Below are 17,244 nucleotides of genomic sequence, written 5' to 3'. Positions count from 1 at the left end.
AAAGATTTTTTCAATTAAGTAAAAATAGTACATTGTTGAAAGCGGTTACACTCCATATAATTAACCTAACATAAGAAACTAAGGCGAACGATCTATCGGAGAATTACGGAGTCATAGGATAAAATGCTGATATTAAACCTTTTTTGAATATAAAAGGTTTCATATACAAATCAAACAACAGAGGGGGAATTGTATTGAAGAAAAAACGGGGTCTAATATGGATAGTTACACTTATTGCGATGCTTGTATTATCGGCATGCGCAGGTGACAAGGGAAGTGAAGGCACTAGTGAGCCGGGAGAAAAAGCTGGTGATGATGCTAGTAAGTCAGGTGAAGAAATCACTTTAAAATTTGTGCACTGGATTAATGAAGGTGTAGGAAAATGGCAGCCTGTGATTGATAAATATGAGGCTGAACATCCAGGTATCAAGATTGAATCGATACCATTAGTCGATAATATGACTGCTCTAGATTATTTTAAACAATTAGATTTGATGGCATCTGCAGGAGAAAAGCTTGATATTATTATGTTTAATAATCCAAATGATCTCGCAAAAAGAATTGACGCTGGCTTAGTTGCACCGATTGATGAATTTTTGGATGCAGAAGGTATTGACATTAATGAGGTTTATAACAACAGTTATGGACCAGTAGATGGCAATTATTATGGTTTACCAATGAAAAACGTTTCTGGCCTTGTTATGATGAATAAAGGTCATTTAGATGAAGCAGGTTTAGAAATCCCAACAGAATGGACATGGGATGACTATCGTGACTATGCAAAAGCATTGACGACTGATCAACATTATGGCTCTTATTTACACACATGGCACGAGACATATTCAGCATTGAAATTAGTCAGTAAATCAGAAGAAACGTTACTTCTAAAAGAAGATGGTTCATCGAATGCGGAGGATCCACTGCTACGGGAATCACTGGAACTTCGTTATCAACTAGAACAAGTAGACAAATCATCCGTTCCATACTTTGAAACATTCTCACAAAAATTAAATTACCGTCAGCAATTTTTCTCACAAGAAGCAAGTATGATTCCGACTTTTAGTTTCATGATTACGGAGTGGGGCGAATTCGCACCAGACTTTGAAATTGTATGGGCGCCATGGCCACAAAATGAAAAAGGAGAAAACTTCACAGTTATGTCAGGTGATTTACTAAGTGTTTCCAAGACTTCTGACCATAAACAAGAAGCCTATGACTTTATGCGTTGGATGTCAACGGAAGGGATTGTGGAACAAGGTGTGTGGACACCTTCTTGGAAAGAGGCTGATTTAGACACTGTGCTAGATACTTTGGTAAGTGGAACTTCAAATCCAGAAGCCATCGATTTACCATCATTGAAACATTCGTTGACTTCTCTTCAACCGAATAAAGCATTTGCCCCAGCACCGTATATTACGGAAGTAAACACAGAATTTGGTGCGGAGGCTGAGATGTATCTACTAGGAGAACAAGATCTAGATAAAACGATGGACAATGTCAAGAAAAGGATTCAAGCGGTCGTTGATGCCAATCAATAAATAGAATATGATGAATGGAGAGGGGACCATACAGTTCCCTCTCTATTTTTACCTTTGTGAAGGGAGGTTGTAATAATAGTGAGGAGAATAGTGGGAAAATTAAATGAAATGACATTACGTAGTCGATTATTAGTAGCAATTTTTCTTTGTATTTTATTACCATGGGTGAGCACTTATATTGTTTCCAACTATTTTACGAAAGATGTTTTAGAAGTACGTGCAGTTAAGCAATCGAAGGATACGTTAAGCATGATAGAAATGAGTATGAAAAGAATTCTCGATGATGCGATGTATACATCGAACTTTATTCAATTCGATACAAATTTTAACCGTCTATTAAAATCTAATCAGTCGTTCGATTCGAATTCACCGGAATCTATCAACATTGCAAACAGGTTACATTATTTGCAGGTTTCAAAGAGGTTGACAGACATTACTGACATGTTTTCTTATACATATGTGACGATTCTTTTTGAAAATGGTTTGTACTATACGAATTATCCAATCTCTGAAAATAACCCATTAACATTTCGGGATAAGCCGTGGTTTTCTGAACTAAAAGATTTGCAGTTTTATCAGACGAATTGGATTGGCGTGCATCCAACCTATATTCAGTCAGAAAAGGAATCGGACCCCTATTTAATCAGTATGGCTAGAACAATTAAAGGATCGAATCACTCGAATATCTATCTCATTATAAGCATTGAAGAAAAAGAAGTTCGAGAGTTTTTCAATAATTTTCAAAATGACACGGAAGCAGTGTTCTTTTTGACTGATAATAAGGGTAAGATTTATTCCAGCCTTGACACTGAGAAAATTGGTAGTCATTTGTCCTATGACATCACGAGTAAAGAGCACCAGATTGTCGAATACAATGATGAGGATCATTTACTCGTTTCTTATCCTGTCTCTTATGCAAACTGGCGATTAGTAAGCTTAGTTCCCTATAAAGAAACAATCGGTACGATTAATACGGTGACAAGAACAACTATCCTTATTCAAGGAGCATTGTTACTATTGTTTTTGTTTGCATTAATTATTCTAATTCGGGAAATAACGAAACCTGTAACGAAATTAAGTTTCGTTACTAAATCGGTTGAACAGGGAAATTTGGATGTTCGAGCAAATGTGTCCGGAAATAGTGATGTGGCGAAATTAGCCCATTCCTTCGATCATATGCTCGATCGGATTGAAGAGATGATTGAGCAAGTAAAGGAGCGGGAGGAAGAAAAGCGTATGGCAGAACTTGAAATGCTGCAAGCGCAAATCAATCCCCACTTTCTTTTCAATGTACTAAATTCGATTCGTTTAAAAATTCGTTTAAGTGGTGATAAGGACAGTGCGCAATTGATTTATTCTTTGTCCGCATTACTGCGAATGACGATTAATCGCAACAATGCATTTATCCCGTTAAGTGAAGAACTAACCATAGTAAGACATTATCTGCAGCTCATGAATTTCAGACATCAGGATGATATTCAATTAGAAGCCTTTATGTCGAAAAAGGTTGAAGAAATCAAAATTCCTAGATTTTTCTTACAACCAATCGTTGAAAATGCATTCATACATGGATATAATCATGGCAATGGCACCATCATTATCATGGCGACTCTAAAAGATAATAATCGCTTACAGTTGCAAGTGACCGATGATGGAAGTGGCATGGATGAAATGACATTAGAGTCTTTAAAAAGAGAAGTTTTTGCTCCGAAAAATGAAACAAAAACAAAAAACACTCGCTCCTTTAATGGCATTGGTGTACAAAATGTATTCCAAAGAATGCAAATGATTTACGGTGATGATTTCAAGCTGGAGATTGAAAGTATAGAAGGCGTTGGAACCACCTTTACCTTTAATATCCCGATTGAGAAGGAGTGATAAGCGATGTACCAAGTAGTTTTGCTCGATGATGACGTATTAGTAACAGAGTTTATGGAAAAAATAATTCCGTGGCAGCAATACGGATTTCATGTGGCAGCAACTTTTAATGATAGTTTACAAGCGTATGAGCATTTAAAAGAAAATAAATGTGACGTCCTTATTACAGATATCGGAATGCCAAGATTAAACGGTATAGAGCTCATTACCAAACTGAAGGAAGAGGAAATTAGCTCATATAATATTATTTTGTCCTGTCATGATGAATTTCATTTTGCACAAAAAGCATTAAAACTAGAAGTATTTGATTATATTCTAAAAGAATCGATAGAGGAAGACAAAGTCGTTGAGTTACTCGAAAGACTAAAAATAGCGATGGATCATGAATTTCAAGCAAAGCATCGTCATGTGAAAATCACAAATTTTTTAAAACAAAATAATATGTCATTAAAAACAACGTTTATTGAAAAATTGATGGAAGATCAATATATTGCAGATGATAATTGGTGGAGTGAGCAAGAGGATTTATTGGACATGGACTTTTCTTATGAGCGATACACGGTCGTGCTTTGCTTTGTAGACCAGTATCAGGACGCAATTGATCGTTATGGAAAAGAAGTATTACTTCAATTTAGTTTTAATAATGTGATTGAAGAAGTGTTAGCAGAGCTTCATAAAGGTGTCCAGGTGTTCTTTTTAGATGGGAAATTCCTTCTCCTGTTCCCGTTGATGAATACAAAACAATTGGAAATGCAGCATCTTGTAGAACGTGCTGTAAGAGAAATGCAAAGTAAAATGAGCATGTTTTTAAAAATTAGTGTTACCTCTGTTATTGGGGGAGAAAATCAGTTGCGCCAAGGGTTAGTCGAATCGATGAAGTTGTTGCTAAATAATAAAGGACAGCGTTTTTATTACCCACACGGAACGATTCAATACTTCCAACCGATTGTATATACAAAAGAGTCGATCTTCCAAGATTATATCGATGTCCTACAAGAATTAAGGCATATGATTATGAATAATGAGGAGGTGCGAGTTAAGGAATACATTCAGAACTATATTGCAAGAATAAAAACAGAACATTTTGCGCCAGCGGCAGTGAAAGATTGGGCAATTAAACTCGTTCTAGATATTAAAATGTTTTTAAACACACAGGTTTATAATGAAGAAGAAAATTTTATGACGATGACAGACCAGCTTGTGCAAAATGTGGAGACCTTTGAACATTTACAATCATTGGTGACAGATATATTGATAAAATTAATGGATCGTGTTGAGCAAATTGACGCAACACCTAAAAATGAATACATTCTTCAGGCACAAATATACATTCGAAACCATTTAAATGAAAAAATATCTTTAAAAGATGTTGCAGACCTTCTTCATTTGAATGCTAGCTACTTTAGTCGGCTGTTTAAGAAGGAGACGGGCGAAAGTTTTGTTGAATTTGTGACACGAATTAAAATGGAGAAGGCGAAAGAGTTGTTGGATAATTCAACTAGATCTGTTGAGCAGATTGCGATAGAGGTCGGTTTTGATAGTAAAGGGTATTTTTTGAAAACATTTAAACAGCAATTTGGAATGTCTCCGAAATCTTATAAATATAAAGAGACTGTAAAGTAAAAGAGGAATGCGGTTAATTGTTTTACAAATCAGACAATGCAGTGCGAATAGGAAGAATTTACTTTCTGGTGAGAGTGAATTCTTCCTATTGCTACTGTATAAGGAGATTATGTCTAGTAGTGTAAAGAATTAAGCAGTTTTTTCTTGCGTTTCTAAACTCGCTTGTTTACGCTCGATTTTCCGATAAGTAAATGAAGTTGAGGAAAGGATAACGAGTCCAAGCAGGCTGCCGCTGAAAAAGAAACCTAGTCCAGATAAAGTGGTAACTGCATAATAGACAATTGCAAAACCAAAAATAATAAACAGACTTGATAGAGGATTGTATACCATTATCAATAATGAGTTTTTGATGTGTGTCTTTAAAGTTTGTTCGAATTCGACATAGGATGCGAGCAAATAACAAATTGCCAGCAAGTAAATGCAACTCAATACAATGGTTGGATAATAGAGCATTTCTGATAGCTGACTATCCATCGATTGTAAAAAGTTAATATTTGCGAAGAGAACAAGGCCGATGACTACAATAAGAGCCCCTAGCTTATTACTAGCAAAAAATTCTGCTTTGTAATATTTCCAAAATGTTTTAAATACTGGCGGATCATTCTTTTGTAAAAACTGCCTGAGTGTTGCAAGCATGGCGATTGTTGCAGGAAAAAAACCAAAAACAACCAATCCCATTAGACTAAACAGAATCCATAATATGTTGATGTAGGCCAGTCTTGCGAACCAATTACAAAGTGAAAGTATCCCACCAGTGAATCCACCTAATTGCATGATCATTCCTCCTATGTTTCGTTTTAGCTAGTATACGGCAAGGGTATCGTCAAAATGTAACGTTATAGCTAAGTCATACGAAGTCTTCTGTCTGAAATATAGCATGATTCTGGAAAAAATACTGCTGTTTATTAGAGATAGTAAAAATAATACCGTTTAAGTAAATATCGTACATGATGAATATAAAAGCTGACGCATTTCAATTAATTTGAAGGATGGGCGGTTTGATTTTGCCCGTTAAGAAATCACTGAACTTCGGAAAAGATAATCAACTATGTTGTTTTAGTCCTTGATATGCAATTTAAATCCTGTTAATCTGTTCTGAATTCAACTAAGATTAAAAATGTAAGCACTTTCAAGTTCGATTGTTTAGTTAATAGGGTTTTATCCCTTTTTTAAAGATAATTTCACTGTCAACAACCAAAAAAATTATGCGAGGAGAATTGATTATGAAAAAGGTAAGATTAGGTATTATTGGGTTAGGTCAACAAGGTGGTACTTACGCTGGTTTCATTTCAGAGGGGAAAGTAAAAGGTATAGAAATTGGTGCAATTTGCGACGTTGATCCAGAGAAAAAGGCATTAGCGGAAGAAAAATATCCAGGAGTTCCATTCTATGATAACTATATAGATATGTTGGAAAGCGGTGATGTCGATTCAATTATCACATGTGTACCACATAACCTACACCCTGAAATGGGGATTGAAGCACTTAAAAGAGATATCCATGCATTGTTAGAAAAGCCTGCTGGTGTTTATACGAAACAGGTTAGAGAATTGAATGAGTTTGCAGCTACTAAGCCAGAATTGACATTTAGTATTATGTTTAATCAAAGAGCAAATGAACTTTACCAAAAAGTAAAAGAAATTATTGATAGTGGTGAAATCGGTGCGATTCGCCGGACGAACTGGATTATCACAACATGGTGGAGACCACAAGGTTACTATGATGCCGGTTCTTGGAGAGCAACTTGGGAAGGTGAAGGCGGCGGTGTTCTTGTCAATCAGGCTCCCCATCAGCTGGACTTACTTCAATGGATCGCTGGTATGCCGAAGAAAGTTTACTCTAATGTAAAATACGGCTATCAAAGAAATATCGCAGTTGAAGACGAAGTGACGACAATTCTTGACTACGGTAATGGTGCAACAGGTGTATTTGTGACATGTACACATGACATTATGGGAACAGATCGATTCGAAATTTTAGGTGATAAAGGAAAAATCGTTGTGGATGATAGCAAGAAAGTAACGATTAAACGATTAAAAACACCTGAAGCTGAAATGAGCGCTTCCATGGATATGAGTGATGTTATGAAAATTTTTATGGGTGGAGACGTCTCTGATATATACAGTGAAGAAGTTTTAGAGTTTGAAAGTGTGTGGGGCGGACAACATATCGCTGTACTGGAAAACTTCGCAGCAAACGTACTAGATGGAACGCCATTGCTTGCTCCGGGTAGTGATGGGATTCACGGTGTAGCATTAGCGAACGCAATCCATCTATCAAGCTGGTTAGAAAAAGAAGTAGAACTACCGTTGGACGAAGAGTTATACCTAGCTGAGTTAAATAAAAAGATTGAACACGAAAAGCTTAATCCGATAAAAAAATAAATTGAATATAGGAACTTTTGATTACTAGAATCACAAGTTCCTATTTATAAAGGAGTAAGGCCAATGCTAAAAATAGCGGTTATTGGACTTGGTGATATTTCAAATATTCATATTCCGGTTATTCAAGAAAATCCAAATGTTGAATTAGTGGCAGTGTGCGATATCGATGAATCTCTAAAAAGTACTGTACCTGGAGTAAATTTTTATTCGAATTATCATACAATGCTCGAACACGAAACGTTGGATTGTGTCCATATTTGTTTACCACATGACCTTCATTATAGTGCAACAAAAGCTTGCGTTGAAAAGGGTGTTCATGTTTTTCAAGAAAAGCCATTAGCACGTAATGCTGAAGAGGGCATGGCTTTAGTTAAATTAGAAGAAGCACATCAAAATGTTAAAATCTGTGTATCCTTTCAAAATCGCTTTAATGAAACAGTTGAAAAACTGCAAGAGATGGTTAGCAGCGGTGAATATGGAAAGGTTATTGGTATAAAGGGATTGGTTACTTGGTTTAGACCGAAAGCCTATTATGACGATAAGCCTTGGCGTGGCACTATGGTGAGAGCCGGCGGTGGAGTCATGATTAACCAGGCAATCCATACCTTGGACTTGATGCAGCTGATTGGTGGAGAAATTAATACGATTAGGGGCTCAATTGACAATCTATTTGACTATGGCTATGACGTAGAGGATACTGCTACAGCTAATATTCAGTTTAAGAACGGTGCGACAGGATTGTTTTTTGCCACTGTAACAAATGCAACAAATTCTTCCGTTGAGTTTCAAGTTATTTTGGAAAAAGGGAAGCTAACTATTAAGGACAGTATATTGACAAAGGAAAACGAACAAGGTAAGAAAGTGGAAATAATAGAAGATACAAAACTTCCAGGTTCAAAGTTTTATTACGGCGCAAGCCATGCAAAACTGATTAATCATTTTTACACATGCATTGAAAATAACACAGATAATTATATCCACGTAAAGGATGCGCAAGCTTCCATGGAAATGATTGATGCAATACGTAAATCATCTGAAATAAGAGCGGAGGTACATCAATGAAAAAAGGTAAAATTGGCGTCCAAATGATGATGCTTAAAGATAAAGTTGCAGAGCTCGGGGCGTATGAAACAATGAAAAAGTTACATGAGCTAGGCTATGGAGCAGTCGAAGTGTCACAAATTCCAATGACAACAGAAAATGTAGCGGAGTTAAAAAGGGCAAGTGAAGATTTTAATATAGAAATTGCAGCCATTTCAGCTGGTTTAGATCCGATGTTACCGGGCGCACCAGGTGAAACATTGACGAATGATTTTGATAAAATTGTTAGCGATTGCAAAACACTAAATTGTAACTTTATTCGTATCGGTATGCTTCCACTTACTGTAATGGGTGATAAAGATAAGATTATGGAGTTTATTACAAGGGCGGAGGCAATGGCGGTAAGGCTTGCTGAGCAAGGAATCGAATTATATTACCATACACACCATATTGAATTCCAAAAATATGATGGCGAGTACTTACTGGATTTGATTAAACACAATACATCTACGCTTGGTTTTGAATTAGATGTTCACTGGATTCAAAGAGCTGGTGTAAACCCCGTGGAGTTTATTAAAGAATATGAAGGGCGCGTCGCTCTTTTACATTTGAAGGATTATCGTATCGGACAACTCGATATAAATGAAGATGATTTAAAAGACATGGGTAAATTCTTTGCTAAATTTACAAATTTGATTGAATTTGCGGAAGTCGGCGAAGGAAATTTGGATATACAGGCGATTATCGAAGCAGGACTTGCAAGTGGCGCACAGTACTTCTTAATTGAACAAGATGATACGTATGGACGTGATCCATTTGACTGTTTGAAAACATCAGCAGATAATTTGAGGGAGCTAGGTTATTCAGACTGGTTCTAAATTTAACTTGATACAGAAAAATCCCTGTACTATGTGGTAATCACAGCTTCATGAATAGACAGACTGATAAAACAGGCTTTCTATTCATGAAGAGGGATAGTGCAGTAATAGGTTCTTTGAACCGTGATTGGAAGCGCATTCAACATATGGGAGGAAATTTCCGAAGCATTTGAAAATAGTCCCATACTGGTATTTACTTCTTAGAGAATTTGCTAATTCCAATTTTTAAAGCAATGGAGGAAAAAATGATGAAACAAGCTACACAATCAAATAAGACTGCTATAAATTCCGAATTTAGAAAATTTGGAATGAGAGATAAAATGGGTTATATGTTTGGTGATTTCGGTAATGACTTCTTCTTTATTCTAGTTGCATCATTCCTAATGATTTATTATACGGATATTTTGCACATACACCCAGCAACTGTAGGGGTATTGTTTTTAATTGCAAGATTATGGGATGCGGTTGCAGATGTAACTTGGGGACGTTTTATAGATACTAGGAATGCTGGGAAAGCAGGGAAATTTAAACCGTGGATTTTCAGAATGTCTTTCCCACTCGTTATTTCTGGTATTTTAATGTTCGTGTATATCCCAGGTATGACTAATGGATTTTATCTGGCTTATGCTTTTGTCACATACATTTTATGGGGAACTTTATATAGTACAGTCAATATTCCTTATGGTTCTATGGCTTCCGTCATCACGACTGATCCTGTAGAACGGACAACGTTATCTACGTATAGAACTTTGGGTGCTAATTTAGCAGGTTTAATCATTAATGTAGCTGGTCCATTGATTTTGTTTGTAGATAATGAAGCGGACGCAAATCGATTTCTATTAGGAGCAATCATTTTTGGTGTCCTCTCTATCTCTTGTTATATGGCCTGTTATAAAATGACGACTGAACGTATTATTGCGCCAGTAAGGGTAAAAGAAAAAGGGAATTTTGGTAAGACTGTAAAAGGTCTTGTGAAAAATAAACCATTAATTTGGATCCTAATTATTTCACTTATGTTTATGATTTGTTTTATGCTTATCGGTGCAGTGAATGTCTTCTTGTTTAAAGAGTATTTTAGTAACGCAAAAGCATTAAGCATGGTAGGGTTTCTACAAACAGGTACTGTATTTGTCGCCATGCCGATGGTGCGCTTTCTAGTTAATAAGTTTGGTAAGAAAGAGGTTGCTGCAGCGGGAGCGTTACTTTCAGCAGTTATCTATGCGTTGTTATATTTCTTGCCAAACTTGTCAACTTCTCAATTCATTAGCTTATTGACGGTTGCGATGTTCGGCTATGCATTCTTCAACTTAGTCATTTGGGCATTTGTAACAGATGTGATTGATTATCATGAATATTTAACAGGTTTACGAGAAGATGGAACCGTATATTCGATCTATTCATTTGCCCGTAAAGTGGGTCAAGCGATCGCAGGTGGCCTCGGTGGTTTCGCCATCGCAGCAGTGGGCTATAATTCAAGTTTAGATGTGCAAACGCAAGATACACTAAATGGGATTCACATGCTAGCGACTTTGGTGCCAGCGATTACATTTACGCTAATGTTCTTAATGTTAGTATTTTTCTATCCGTTGAACAAGAAACGTACGAATCAGCTTGCTATTGATCTAGCTGAACAAAGAATATCGAATAAATTAGATATGCTATATCAAAAAAATAGTGAAAAAAGAAATGACTAACATCGTTTTTTATTAAAATACCAGCCTCCATTTTATATGGGGCTGGTATTTTTTATATGATTCTAAACTGGGATGGCGTATGTCCTGTTTCCTGCTTAAAGACTCTTGCAAAATAGGAAGAATCTTCGTAACCGACTCTCCAAGCAATTTCTTCGATAGGCAAGTTTTCATTTTTGAGCAAGTGTTTTGCCTCATGCATCCTAATTTGCTGCTGATAGGCCGTAATTGTTAAATTTGTTTCTTGTTTAAATTTTCGTGAAAGATGACTTGGGTGCGTAAAGTTAAGGGATGCTAATTCGTTAATATCGATTCGTTTATTATAATAAGTCATAATATAGGCAATAACTTCTTGTATGATTTTTGAGTAATGTACGAATGAATTTGAGATTACTAATTCACAGTATTCTTCAATCATTTCATTTTGTAATTGTCGTAATTCTACTAATCGGGTTTTATTTTCGATTTGAACTGCAAACTTTTCGGATGTTCTGTGAATTAGAATAGGTGGGACCTTCTTTTTCACGGCAACTGTCCGTAATAAAGTGTTAATAACAATGACCAAGTTTTTAAGTCTGCGTAAAGGTTGATTGGGAAAGCGTTCAGAAAAGGAAAATAACAAGTTATCAGGGCCAAACAACTCAAGAGCTTTAGCCTTATCGCCTTGTTCAACTGCATGTAAAAAATCTGCTTCTATTTTATATCTCAAATCGACGACTTTACCAACATCCTCAATGATATTATATTGCTGATTTGAATTATTAGTTTCAGCATGTTCTTTGTTTTGTTCAATTTGTTTTGGGAGTACATCGTTCTCTACAATCACATTGAAAAGTTGGAGTAGGCTAGAAAAACTTAATGCTTTTTCCATTCCTACTAGTTGAACTTGATTACAGAAAATAGTTAAATCTTCGCTGTCGTCATGATTCAGTTGGTATGTTTTCGTTAAATGATGCAGATTAGGTGTTAACTGAAGATAGGGACCAATAATGATGTTGTAATCCGATTCAAGTGAAAAAGAATAGCCTATGTAATGCAGGCCCCAATGATTTGTGAAAATATACAATTGATCATTTTGTGTCATTTTTTTATAAAAATTGAATATATCTTCGTCCTTAGACCCAGGCATGAAAACGGGTATAGAAATCGTTTCATGATGAAAAATAAACTCTCCGTTTTGATCTAAGATATATGTATTTAAATTTGTAAGATGATGTATTTTAAAAGCTGCTGAAAAAATGTCTAGTTGATTCATTTTAAATCTCTCCTAGCTACAAAATCATACTATAATCCATTCTAAGATTTAATTATAGTACGATTTTGAAAACTGTACCAATCTAAACGAAAAGTATGAATCAGACTGACATAAAAGAAATGATTATTGACGAAAATTCTGTTAAATGATATTCTATAATTAGTTATTAGTTTGGTCATTAAACAAATTAAAAGTTGGAAGGGCTTTCATCCAACAGAAGTGAAATATTCGAGAAGTGAAATTCAACCAATCACATTTTTTATCATAATAAATAGGAGTGATTTGAATGGATATTATTCAACAATTGTTAAAAGATATTCCATTGCCAAAGATGGTTAAAGTTCGACAAACTTTTAATGATGAACAATTGGATAATGCTGGTGAAGAATTACAAGCATTGTTAGAGGAAGAGCGAATTCGACAAACTGTTAAACCTGGAATGGAAATAGCTGTAGCCGTTGGAAGCAGGGGTGTCGACCAAATTGTTGAGATTACAGCACGCACGGTGAAATTTTTGCAGGGGCTTGGTGCGAAGCCGTTTATCGTACCAAGTATGGGAAGTCATGGTGGCGCATCTGCGGAAGGACAAACTGCTGTTTTGGCACATTTGGGTGTCACAGAAGAAACTGTTCATGCAGAAATTCGCTCTTCAATGGAAGTCGTTGAGATTGGCAAATTACCGAATGGTTTACCTGTTTACATCGACAAACTTGCTTCACAAGCTGATGGAATTGTCGTTATTAATCGCATCAAACCGCATACAGCATTCAGAGGAACAGTTGAAAGTGGCATTATGAAAATGATTGCGATTGGGTTAGGAAAACAAAAAGGTGCTGAAGCCTGCCACCAATTAGGGTTTGAGCATATGGGGAAACATATTATCGAGATGTCTACTATGATTCTTGAGAAAATGCCTGTGCTTTTTGGCGTTGGAACCATTGAAAATGCTTTTGATAAAGTTGCAAAAGTTGAAGTGTTGTTACCACATGAGATTGAAGAAAAAGAAACAGAATTACAAAAACTAGCTAAAAAGTTATTACCGAAAATTGATTTTGCCAATATTGATGTCCTTGTCATCGATGAAATCGGTAAAAATATTAGTGGAGATGGCATGGATCCAAATATTACGGGACGTTATCCAACACCGTATGCGCACGGTGGACCTGTCGTCAATAAGATGGTCGTGCTAGATTTGACGCATGAAACAGAAGGAAATGCGAACGGAGTAGGGACGGCTGACTTTACGACACGTCGTTTAATTGACAAAACGGACTGGGCAGCTACTTATGCGAACGGGCTTACTTCTACAGTTGTTGCACCAACAAAGGCCGCAACAACATTGGAGAATGATCTTCAAGCGTTAAAAGCAGCTATTAAAACATGTAATATTTTAGACTTTACAAAAGTTAAAATGGTTCGCATTAAGAATACATTAGAACTAAGTGAAATTGAAGTATCAGAAGCATTGTTGACTGAAGTAGAAAACAATGACTATTTAACACCAATAACAGACTTATATGAACTAAAGTTTGATGAAAATGGAAATCTGGTCTAAAACATCTAGGAGGAATATTAATGAAAAACTTATTTGATTTAACGGGAAAAACAGCAGTTGCTGTAGGTGGAAATGGTGTACTTGGATCAGCAATGGCTAATGGATTAGCAGATCAAGGCGCACAAGTAGCAATTGTTGGCCGTAATCTAGAAACAGCTGAGAAAGTAGCACAGGAAATTGTAGAACGCGGCGGAGTTGCCAAAGCCTTTCAGGCAGATGTCGTTTCAAAAGAATCGTTAGAAAATGTTGCTAAGGAAATTGAGGCATGGTCAGGCGGCTGGGATATTTTATTGAATGCTCCTGGTACAAATAGCCCGACACCATTTTTCGACATTCCAGAAGAAGAATGGGATCATATTATGGATGTTAACCTAAAAGGAATTGTGTTAACAACGCAAGTATTTGCGAAGCGCATGATTGAACAAAAACGTACAGGAAGCATTATTAATATATCATCTGTGTCTTCCACAACGCCATTGTCAAAAGTATTTACATACTCTGTTTCAAAGGCGGGCATTAATAGTATGACACAGTTCTTAGCACGTGAATTTGCGCCTCATGGCATTCGCGTCAATGCGATTATTCCAGGATTCTTCCCGGCAGAACAAAATCGTAAAATTTTAAGTGAAGATCGAATTGCATCGATTATGGGTCATACTCCTATGAACCGATTCGGCGAACCAGAAGAATTGGGTGGAACGGTTGTTTGGCTTGCTTCTGATCGTGCATCAAGTTTTGTTACCGGGGCGCTTATTCGTGTGGATGGCGGATTTGGAAGTATGACGATCTAAGCGGTGTTATGAGATAAGTAGAAAAGCTTTGGAGGAGAATCCAAAGCTTTTTCTATATTAAATGACTTTTTTACATAGGAAGGAAGAGTAGGCATGTCGAGGGAACTTGTAATTGCACTTGATATTGGTACAACAAGTGCTAAAGCGGTAATTTTTGAATTGAACGGTAAATTAGTTGCTGAAGCGGAAAGAATGATTACATCTTACTATCCACATCCAGGCTGGGTTGAACAAGACCCGATAGAAATAGAACGATCATCAGTCGGGGCTATTAAGGATGTCATTAACAAGGCGAATATTAAATCAGAAGCACTTTTAACGCTTGGAATCTCTAGTGCCATGCATTCACTAATTTGCGTAGATGCGAATTATCAACCCTTATCACAAGCGATTATATGGGCGGATGGCAGAAGTAATTCGCAAGCGAAAGCATTAAAGATAACAAATGGTGATGAGATTTATGCTAAAACGGGGTTACCCAATCATCCGATGTCACCATTCAGTAAACTATTGTGGATGAAGGAAACTGCTTTTGAGTCTTATCAGCAAGCAACCTATTTTATGTCTGCAAAAGAATATATCATTCAAAAGTGGTTTGGCCGCAGACTCATTGACTATTCGATGGCATCTGCTACAGGCTTATTTAATATGAAGACATTCGATTGGGATGAACAAGCTTTGGCGCTTGCTGGGGTTGATCAAAAACAATTGTCCGAAATCGTTCCACCTACAGAAATACTTACAGGAATCGATACAGGCATTGCGGAAGAGATGGGAATTTCAAGTGATATGCCAATTGTCATTGGATCAGCAGATGGACAATTAGCCAATCTAGGGAGTGGAGCGATTTCCCCCGGGGAGGTAGCAATATCTGCAGGTACAAGCGGGGCCATTCGGCAAATGATTAATGGCTTTGAGGTCAGTGAACACCAAGAGACTTTTTGCTATGCATTTACGAAAGAACTATCCATTCTAGGTGGTCCAACTAATAATGGTGGAATCGCCTTGCAATGGTTGAAGGAACTAATTGATTATGAAGGATCCTTTGATGAATTAACTCTTGAAGCAGAACAAGTTGCTCCAGGTGCAGAAGGATTGATATTTCTTCCTTATATAAATGGAGAACGTGCCCCACTATGGAACCAAGAGGCGAAGGGTACTTTCTTTGGACTTTCAATTACACATAAAAAAGAACACTTAGTTCGTGCGGTATTGGAAGGGATTACGTATAATCTATATCATATTGGAAAAGCATTAGAACGCCAAGCAGGGGAGCCAGAGAAGATTTTTGTCAATGGTGGACTCGCTAGATCTCCATTATGGGTACAAATGTTGGCCGATGTCTTCGGTAAAGAAGTTTATCTTTCAGAAAGTCATCATAGTGCAGCATGGGGAGCAGCATGGACAGCATTAGTCGCTGTTGGAAAAGTAGATTCATTCGATGAGATTAAGCGCAATATACCAATAGAAGCAATTATTAAACCGAACGAATATAATCATCAGATATATGCCGAAGCTTTTAAGAAATATGCGAATATTTCTAGGGATTTAGCGAAGTACTTTTGACTTGATTCAGCAAATGTGTTTGTACTGAAAGCGGAGCGTCAGCTAAAGAAGTCCTCCACTTCTAGTAGGGAAGAAATTAAGTTCCATTTCTCCTTAGTGGTGGGATGAATGCCAGAAAAGCATTTCAATCAGAGGGAGCTCAAACTCCCTGCTGGTTCAAGTCAAGCCTCCGGCGGATGTTAGGGATTTTGAGGAGAGTTAATTGTGCTGTGCACAATTCAAAATCCCAACGCAATTACGCCGAGGCGCAATTGATAAAAATTTAAAGCAGAGTAAGGTGAGTGGGGTAGATGGAGGAAATATTGAAACAAGTTCAGCAAGGGACAATTAGTGTGGAACAGGCCAAGGAGCAATTAGCAACATACGAAAATTTAGGGTTTGCTAAAGTTGACCATCATCGGGAGAAGCGGCAAGGATTTCCAGAGACGATTTATGGCGAAGGGAAATCGACCGAGCAAATCATCGCGATTATTACAGCTATAAAAGCAAAAGGAAATGCTGTATTAGTCACGCGCATGTCAAAAGGGAAAGCAACGGAAATACTAGAACAACATACTGACCTTCAATACGATGAGCAATCACAAATCATTTATTCTGAGCGGAACATAAAATCAGAATTTAAATTGGGGTACATTGCAGTAGTATGTGCAGGCACGTCCGACTTACGCGTTGCGGAAGAAGCTGCGGTTACTGCTGAAGCATTCGGTTGTGAGGTCCGTCGATTTTATGATGTCGGTGTGGCTGGGATTCATCGCTTATTTGATAATATAGAAGAAATTCAGCAAGCGACCGTATCCATAGTTGTTGCTGGAATGGATGGTGCTCTCCCTAGTGTAGTCGGGGGACTCGTTTCACATCCTGTAATTGCTGTACCAACAAGTGTTGGTTATGGCGCAAGCTTTAATGGCATGGCTGCTCTTTTAACGATGTTGAATTCCTGCGCTTCCGGTATCAGTGTCGTCAATATTGATAATGGATTTGGCGGCGCATTCAGTGCAGTTTTAATTCACCGTTTAGCACAACAGAAGGAAGAAGGCTGATAAT

General features: G+C 37.1%; 13 protein-coding genes. 11 read left to right on the top strand and 2 right to left on the bottom strand.

Going from position 1 to position 17,244, the window contains the following annotated elements; translation table 11 throughout:
* Window positions 1-194: 194 nt before the first annotated feature.
* From R2B77_RS09790 to R2B77_RS09780, 3 genes are all read left to right on the top strand, one after another.
* Window positions 195-1,538 (top strand): ABC transporter substrate-binding protein, encoded by a 1,344-nt coding sequence (locus R2B77_RS09790; protein ID WP_203247609.1) that lies wholly within the window; start codon window positions 195-197, stop codon window positions 1,536-1,538.
* Window positions 1,539-1,616: 78 nt separating this feature from the next.
* Window positions 1,617-3,416 carry a cache domain-containing sensor histidine kinase gene (locus tag R2B77_RS09785; protein ID WP_203247610.1) on the top strand — a complete coding sequence of 600 codons (1,800 nt, stop codon included), beginning with the start codon at window positions 1,617-1,619 and terminating at the stop codon, window positions 3,414-3,416.
* A gap of 6 nt (window positions 3,417-3,422) precedes the next feature.
* Window positions 3,423-5,039, top strand: coding sequence for a helix-turn-helix domain-containing protein (locus R2B77_RS09780; protein WP_203247611.1), 1,617 nt, complete (start codon window positions 3,423-3,425; stop codon window positions 5,037-5,039).
* 129 nt (window positions 5,040-5,168) lie between these two features.
* Here the strand turns inward: R2B77_RS09780 and R2B77_RS09775 are convergent, their stop codons facing one another.
* A complete protein-coding gene (locus R2B77_RS09775) occupies window positions 5,169-5,813 on the bottom strand; it encodes a YesL family protein (RefSeq protein WP_203247612.1) in 645 nt (214 codons plus the stop codon).
* A gap of 449 nt (window positions 5,814-6,262) precedes the next feature.
* Between R2B77_RS09775 and R2B77_RS09770 the strand changes: the two genes are divergently transcribed.
* From R2B77_RS09770 to R2B77_RS09755, 4 genes are all read left to right on the top strand, one after another.
* A complete protein-coding gene (locus R2B77_RS09770; protein ID WP_212391517.1) occupies window positions 6,263-7,423 on the top strand; it encodes a Gfo/Idh/MocA family protein in 1,161 nt (386 codons plus the stop codon).
* Window positions 7,424-7,486: 63 nt separating this feature from the next.
* On the top strand, window positions 7,487-8,485 hold the full coding sequence (locus tag R2B77_RS09765) for a Gfo/Idh/MocA family protein (protein WP_203247613.1): 999 nt from the start codon (window positions 7,487-7,489) through the stop codon (window positions 8,483-8,485).
* Complete coding sequence (locus R2B77_RS09760) at window positions 8,482-9,342, top strand: sugar phosphate isomerase/epimerase family protein (RefSeq protein ID WP_212391519.1); 861 nt, start codon at window positions 8,482-8,484, stop codon at window positions 9,340-9,342. The genes R2B77_RS09765 and R2B77_RS09760 overlap by 4 nt, the downstream gene beginning before the upstream one ends.
* A gap of 248 nt (window positions 9,343-9,590) precedes the next feature.
* Window positions 9,591-11,036, top strand: coding sequence for an MFS transporter (locus R2B77_RS09755; RefSeq protein WP_203247614.1), 1,446 nt, complete (start codon window positions 9,591-9,593; stop codon window positions 11,034-11,036).
* A 52-nt stretch (window positions 11,037-11,088) separates the two neighbouring features.
* Here R2B77_RS09755 and R2B77_RS09750 read toward each other — a convergent pair whose 3' ends face one another.
* Entirely contained in the window at window positions 11,089-12,288 is a 1,200-nt protein-coding gene (locus tag R2B77_RS09750) for a helix-turn-helix domain-containing protein (protein ID WP_203247615.1), read from the bottom strand.
* A gap of 286 nt (window positions 12,289-12,574) precedes the next feature.
* Between R2B77_RS09750 and R2B77_RS09745 the strand changes: the two genes are divergently transcribed.
* From R2B77_RS09745 to larB, 4 genes are all read left to right on the top strand, one after another.
* A complete protein-coding gene (locus R2B77_RS09745; RefSeq protein WP_203247616.1) occupies window positions 12,575-13,843 on the top strand; it encodes a lactate racemase domain-containing protein in 1,269 nt (422 codons plus the stop codon).
* A gap of 20 nt (window positions 13,844-13,863) precedes the next feature.
* Window positions 13,864-14,634 (top strand): SDR family oxidoreductase, encoded by a 771-nt coding sequence (locus tag R2B77_RS09740; protein ID WP_203247617.1) that lies wholly within the window; start codon window positions 13,864-13,866, stop codon window positions 14,632-14,634.
* A 93-nt stretch (window positions 14,635-14,727) separates the two neighbouring features.
* Window positions 14,728-16,200 (top strand): gluconokinase, encoded by a 1,473-nt coding sequence (locus R2B77_RS09735; protein WP_203247618.1) that lies wholly within the window; start codon window positions 14,728-14,730, stop codon window positions 16,198-16,200.
* Between the two features lie 290 nt (window positions 16,201-16,490).
* The gene (gene larB / locus R2B77_RS09730) at window positions 16,491-17,240 is read left to right on the top strand and encodes a nickel pincer cofactor biosynthesis protein LarB (RefSeq protein WP_203247619.1); all 750 of its coding nucleotides are present in this window, start codon (window positions 16,491-16,493) and stop codon (window positions 17,238-17,240) included.
* Window positions 17,241-17,244: the final 4 nt, after the last annotated feature.

This window comes from Sporosarcina beigongshangi, assembly GCF_033485195.1.
Taxonomy (GTDB): Bacteria; Bacillota; Bacilli; order Bacillales_A; family Planococcaceae; genus Sporosarcina; species Sporosarcina beigongshangi.
This window is presented reverse-complemented; position numbering and strand designations above follow the sequence as displayed.

Bases quoted from the DNA above. Each gene is read 5' to 3' on its own strand.
- R2B77_RS09780 (WP_203247611.1), top strand. From the start codon at position 3,423: ATGTACCAAGTAGTTTTGCTCGATGATGACGTATTAGTAACAGAGTTT.
- R2B77_RS09775 (WP_203247612.1), bottom strand. From the start codon at position 5,813: ATGCAATTAGGTGGATTCACTGGTGGGATACTTTCACTTTGTAATTGG.
- R2B77_RS09770 (WP_212391517.1), top strand. From the start codon at position 6,263: ATGAAAAAGGTAAGATTAGGTATTATTGGGTTAGGTCAACAAGGTGGT.
- R2B77_RS09765 (WP_203247613.1), top strand. From the start codon at position 7,487: ATGCTAAAAATAGCGGTTATTGGACTTGGTGATATTTCAAATATTCAT.
- R2B77_RS09760 (WP_212391519.1), top strand. From the start codon at position 8,482: ATGAAAAAAGGTAAAATTGGCGTCCAAATGATGATGCTTAAAGATAAA.
- R2B77_RS09755 (WP_203247614.1), top strand. From the start codon at position 9,591: ATGAAACAAGCTACACAATCAAATAAGACTGCTATAAATTCCGAATTT.
- R2B77_RS09750 (WP_203247615.1), bottom strand. From the start codon at position 12,288: ATGAATCAACTAGACATTTTTTCAGCAGCTTTTAAAATACATCATCTT.
- R2B77_RS09745 (WP_203247616.1), top strand. From the start codon at position 12,575: ATGGATATTATTCAACAATTGTTAAAAGATATTCCATTGCCAAAGATG.
- R2B77_RS09740 (WP_203247617.1), top strand. From the start codon at position 13,864: ATGAAAAACTTATTTGATTTAACGGGAAAAACAGCAGTTGCTGTAGGT.
- R2B77_RS09735 (WP_203247618.1), top strand. From the start codon at position 14,728: ATGTCGAGGGAACTTGTAATTGCACTTGATATTGGTACAACAAGTGCT.
- larB (WP_203247619.1), top strand. From the start codon at position 16,491: ATGGAGGAAATATTGAAACAAGTTCAGCAAGGGACAATTAGTGTGGAA.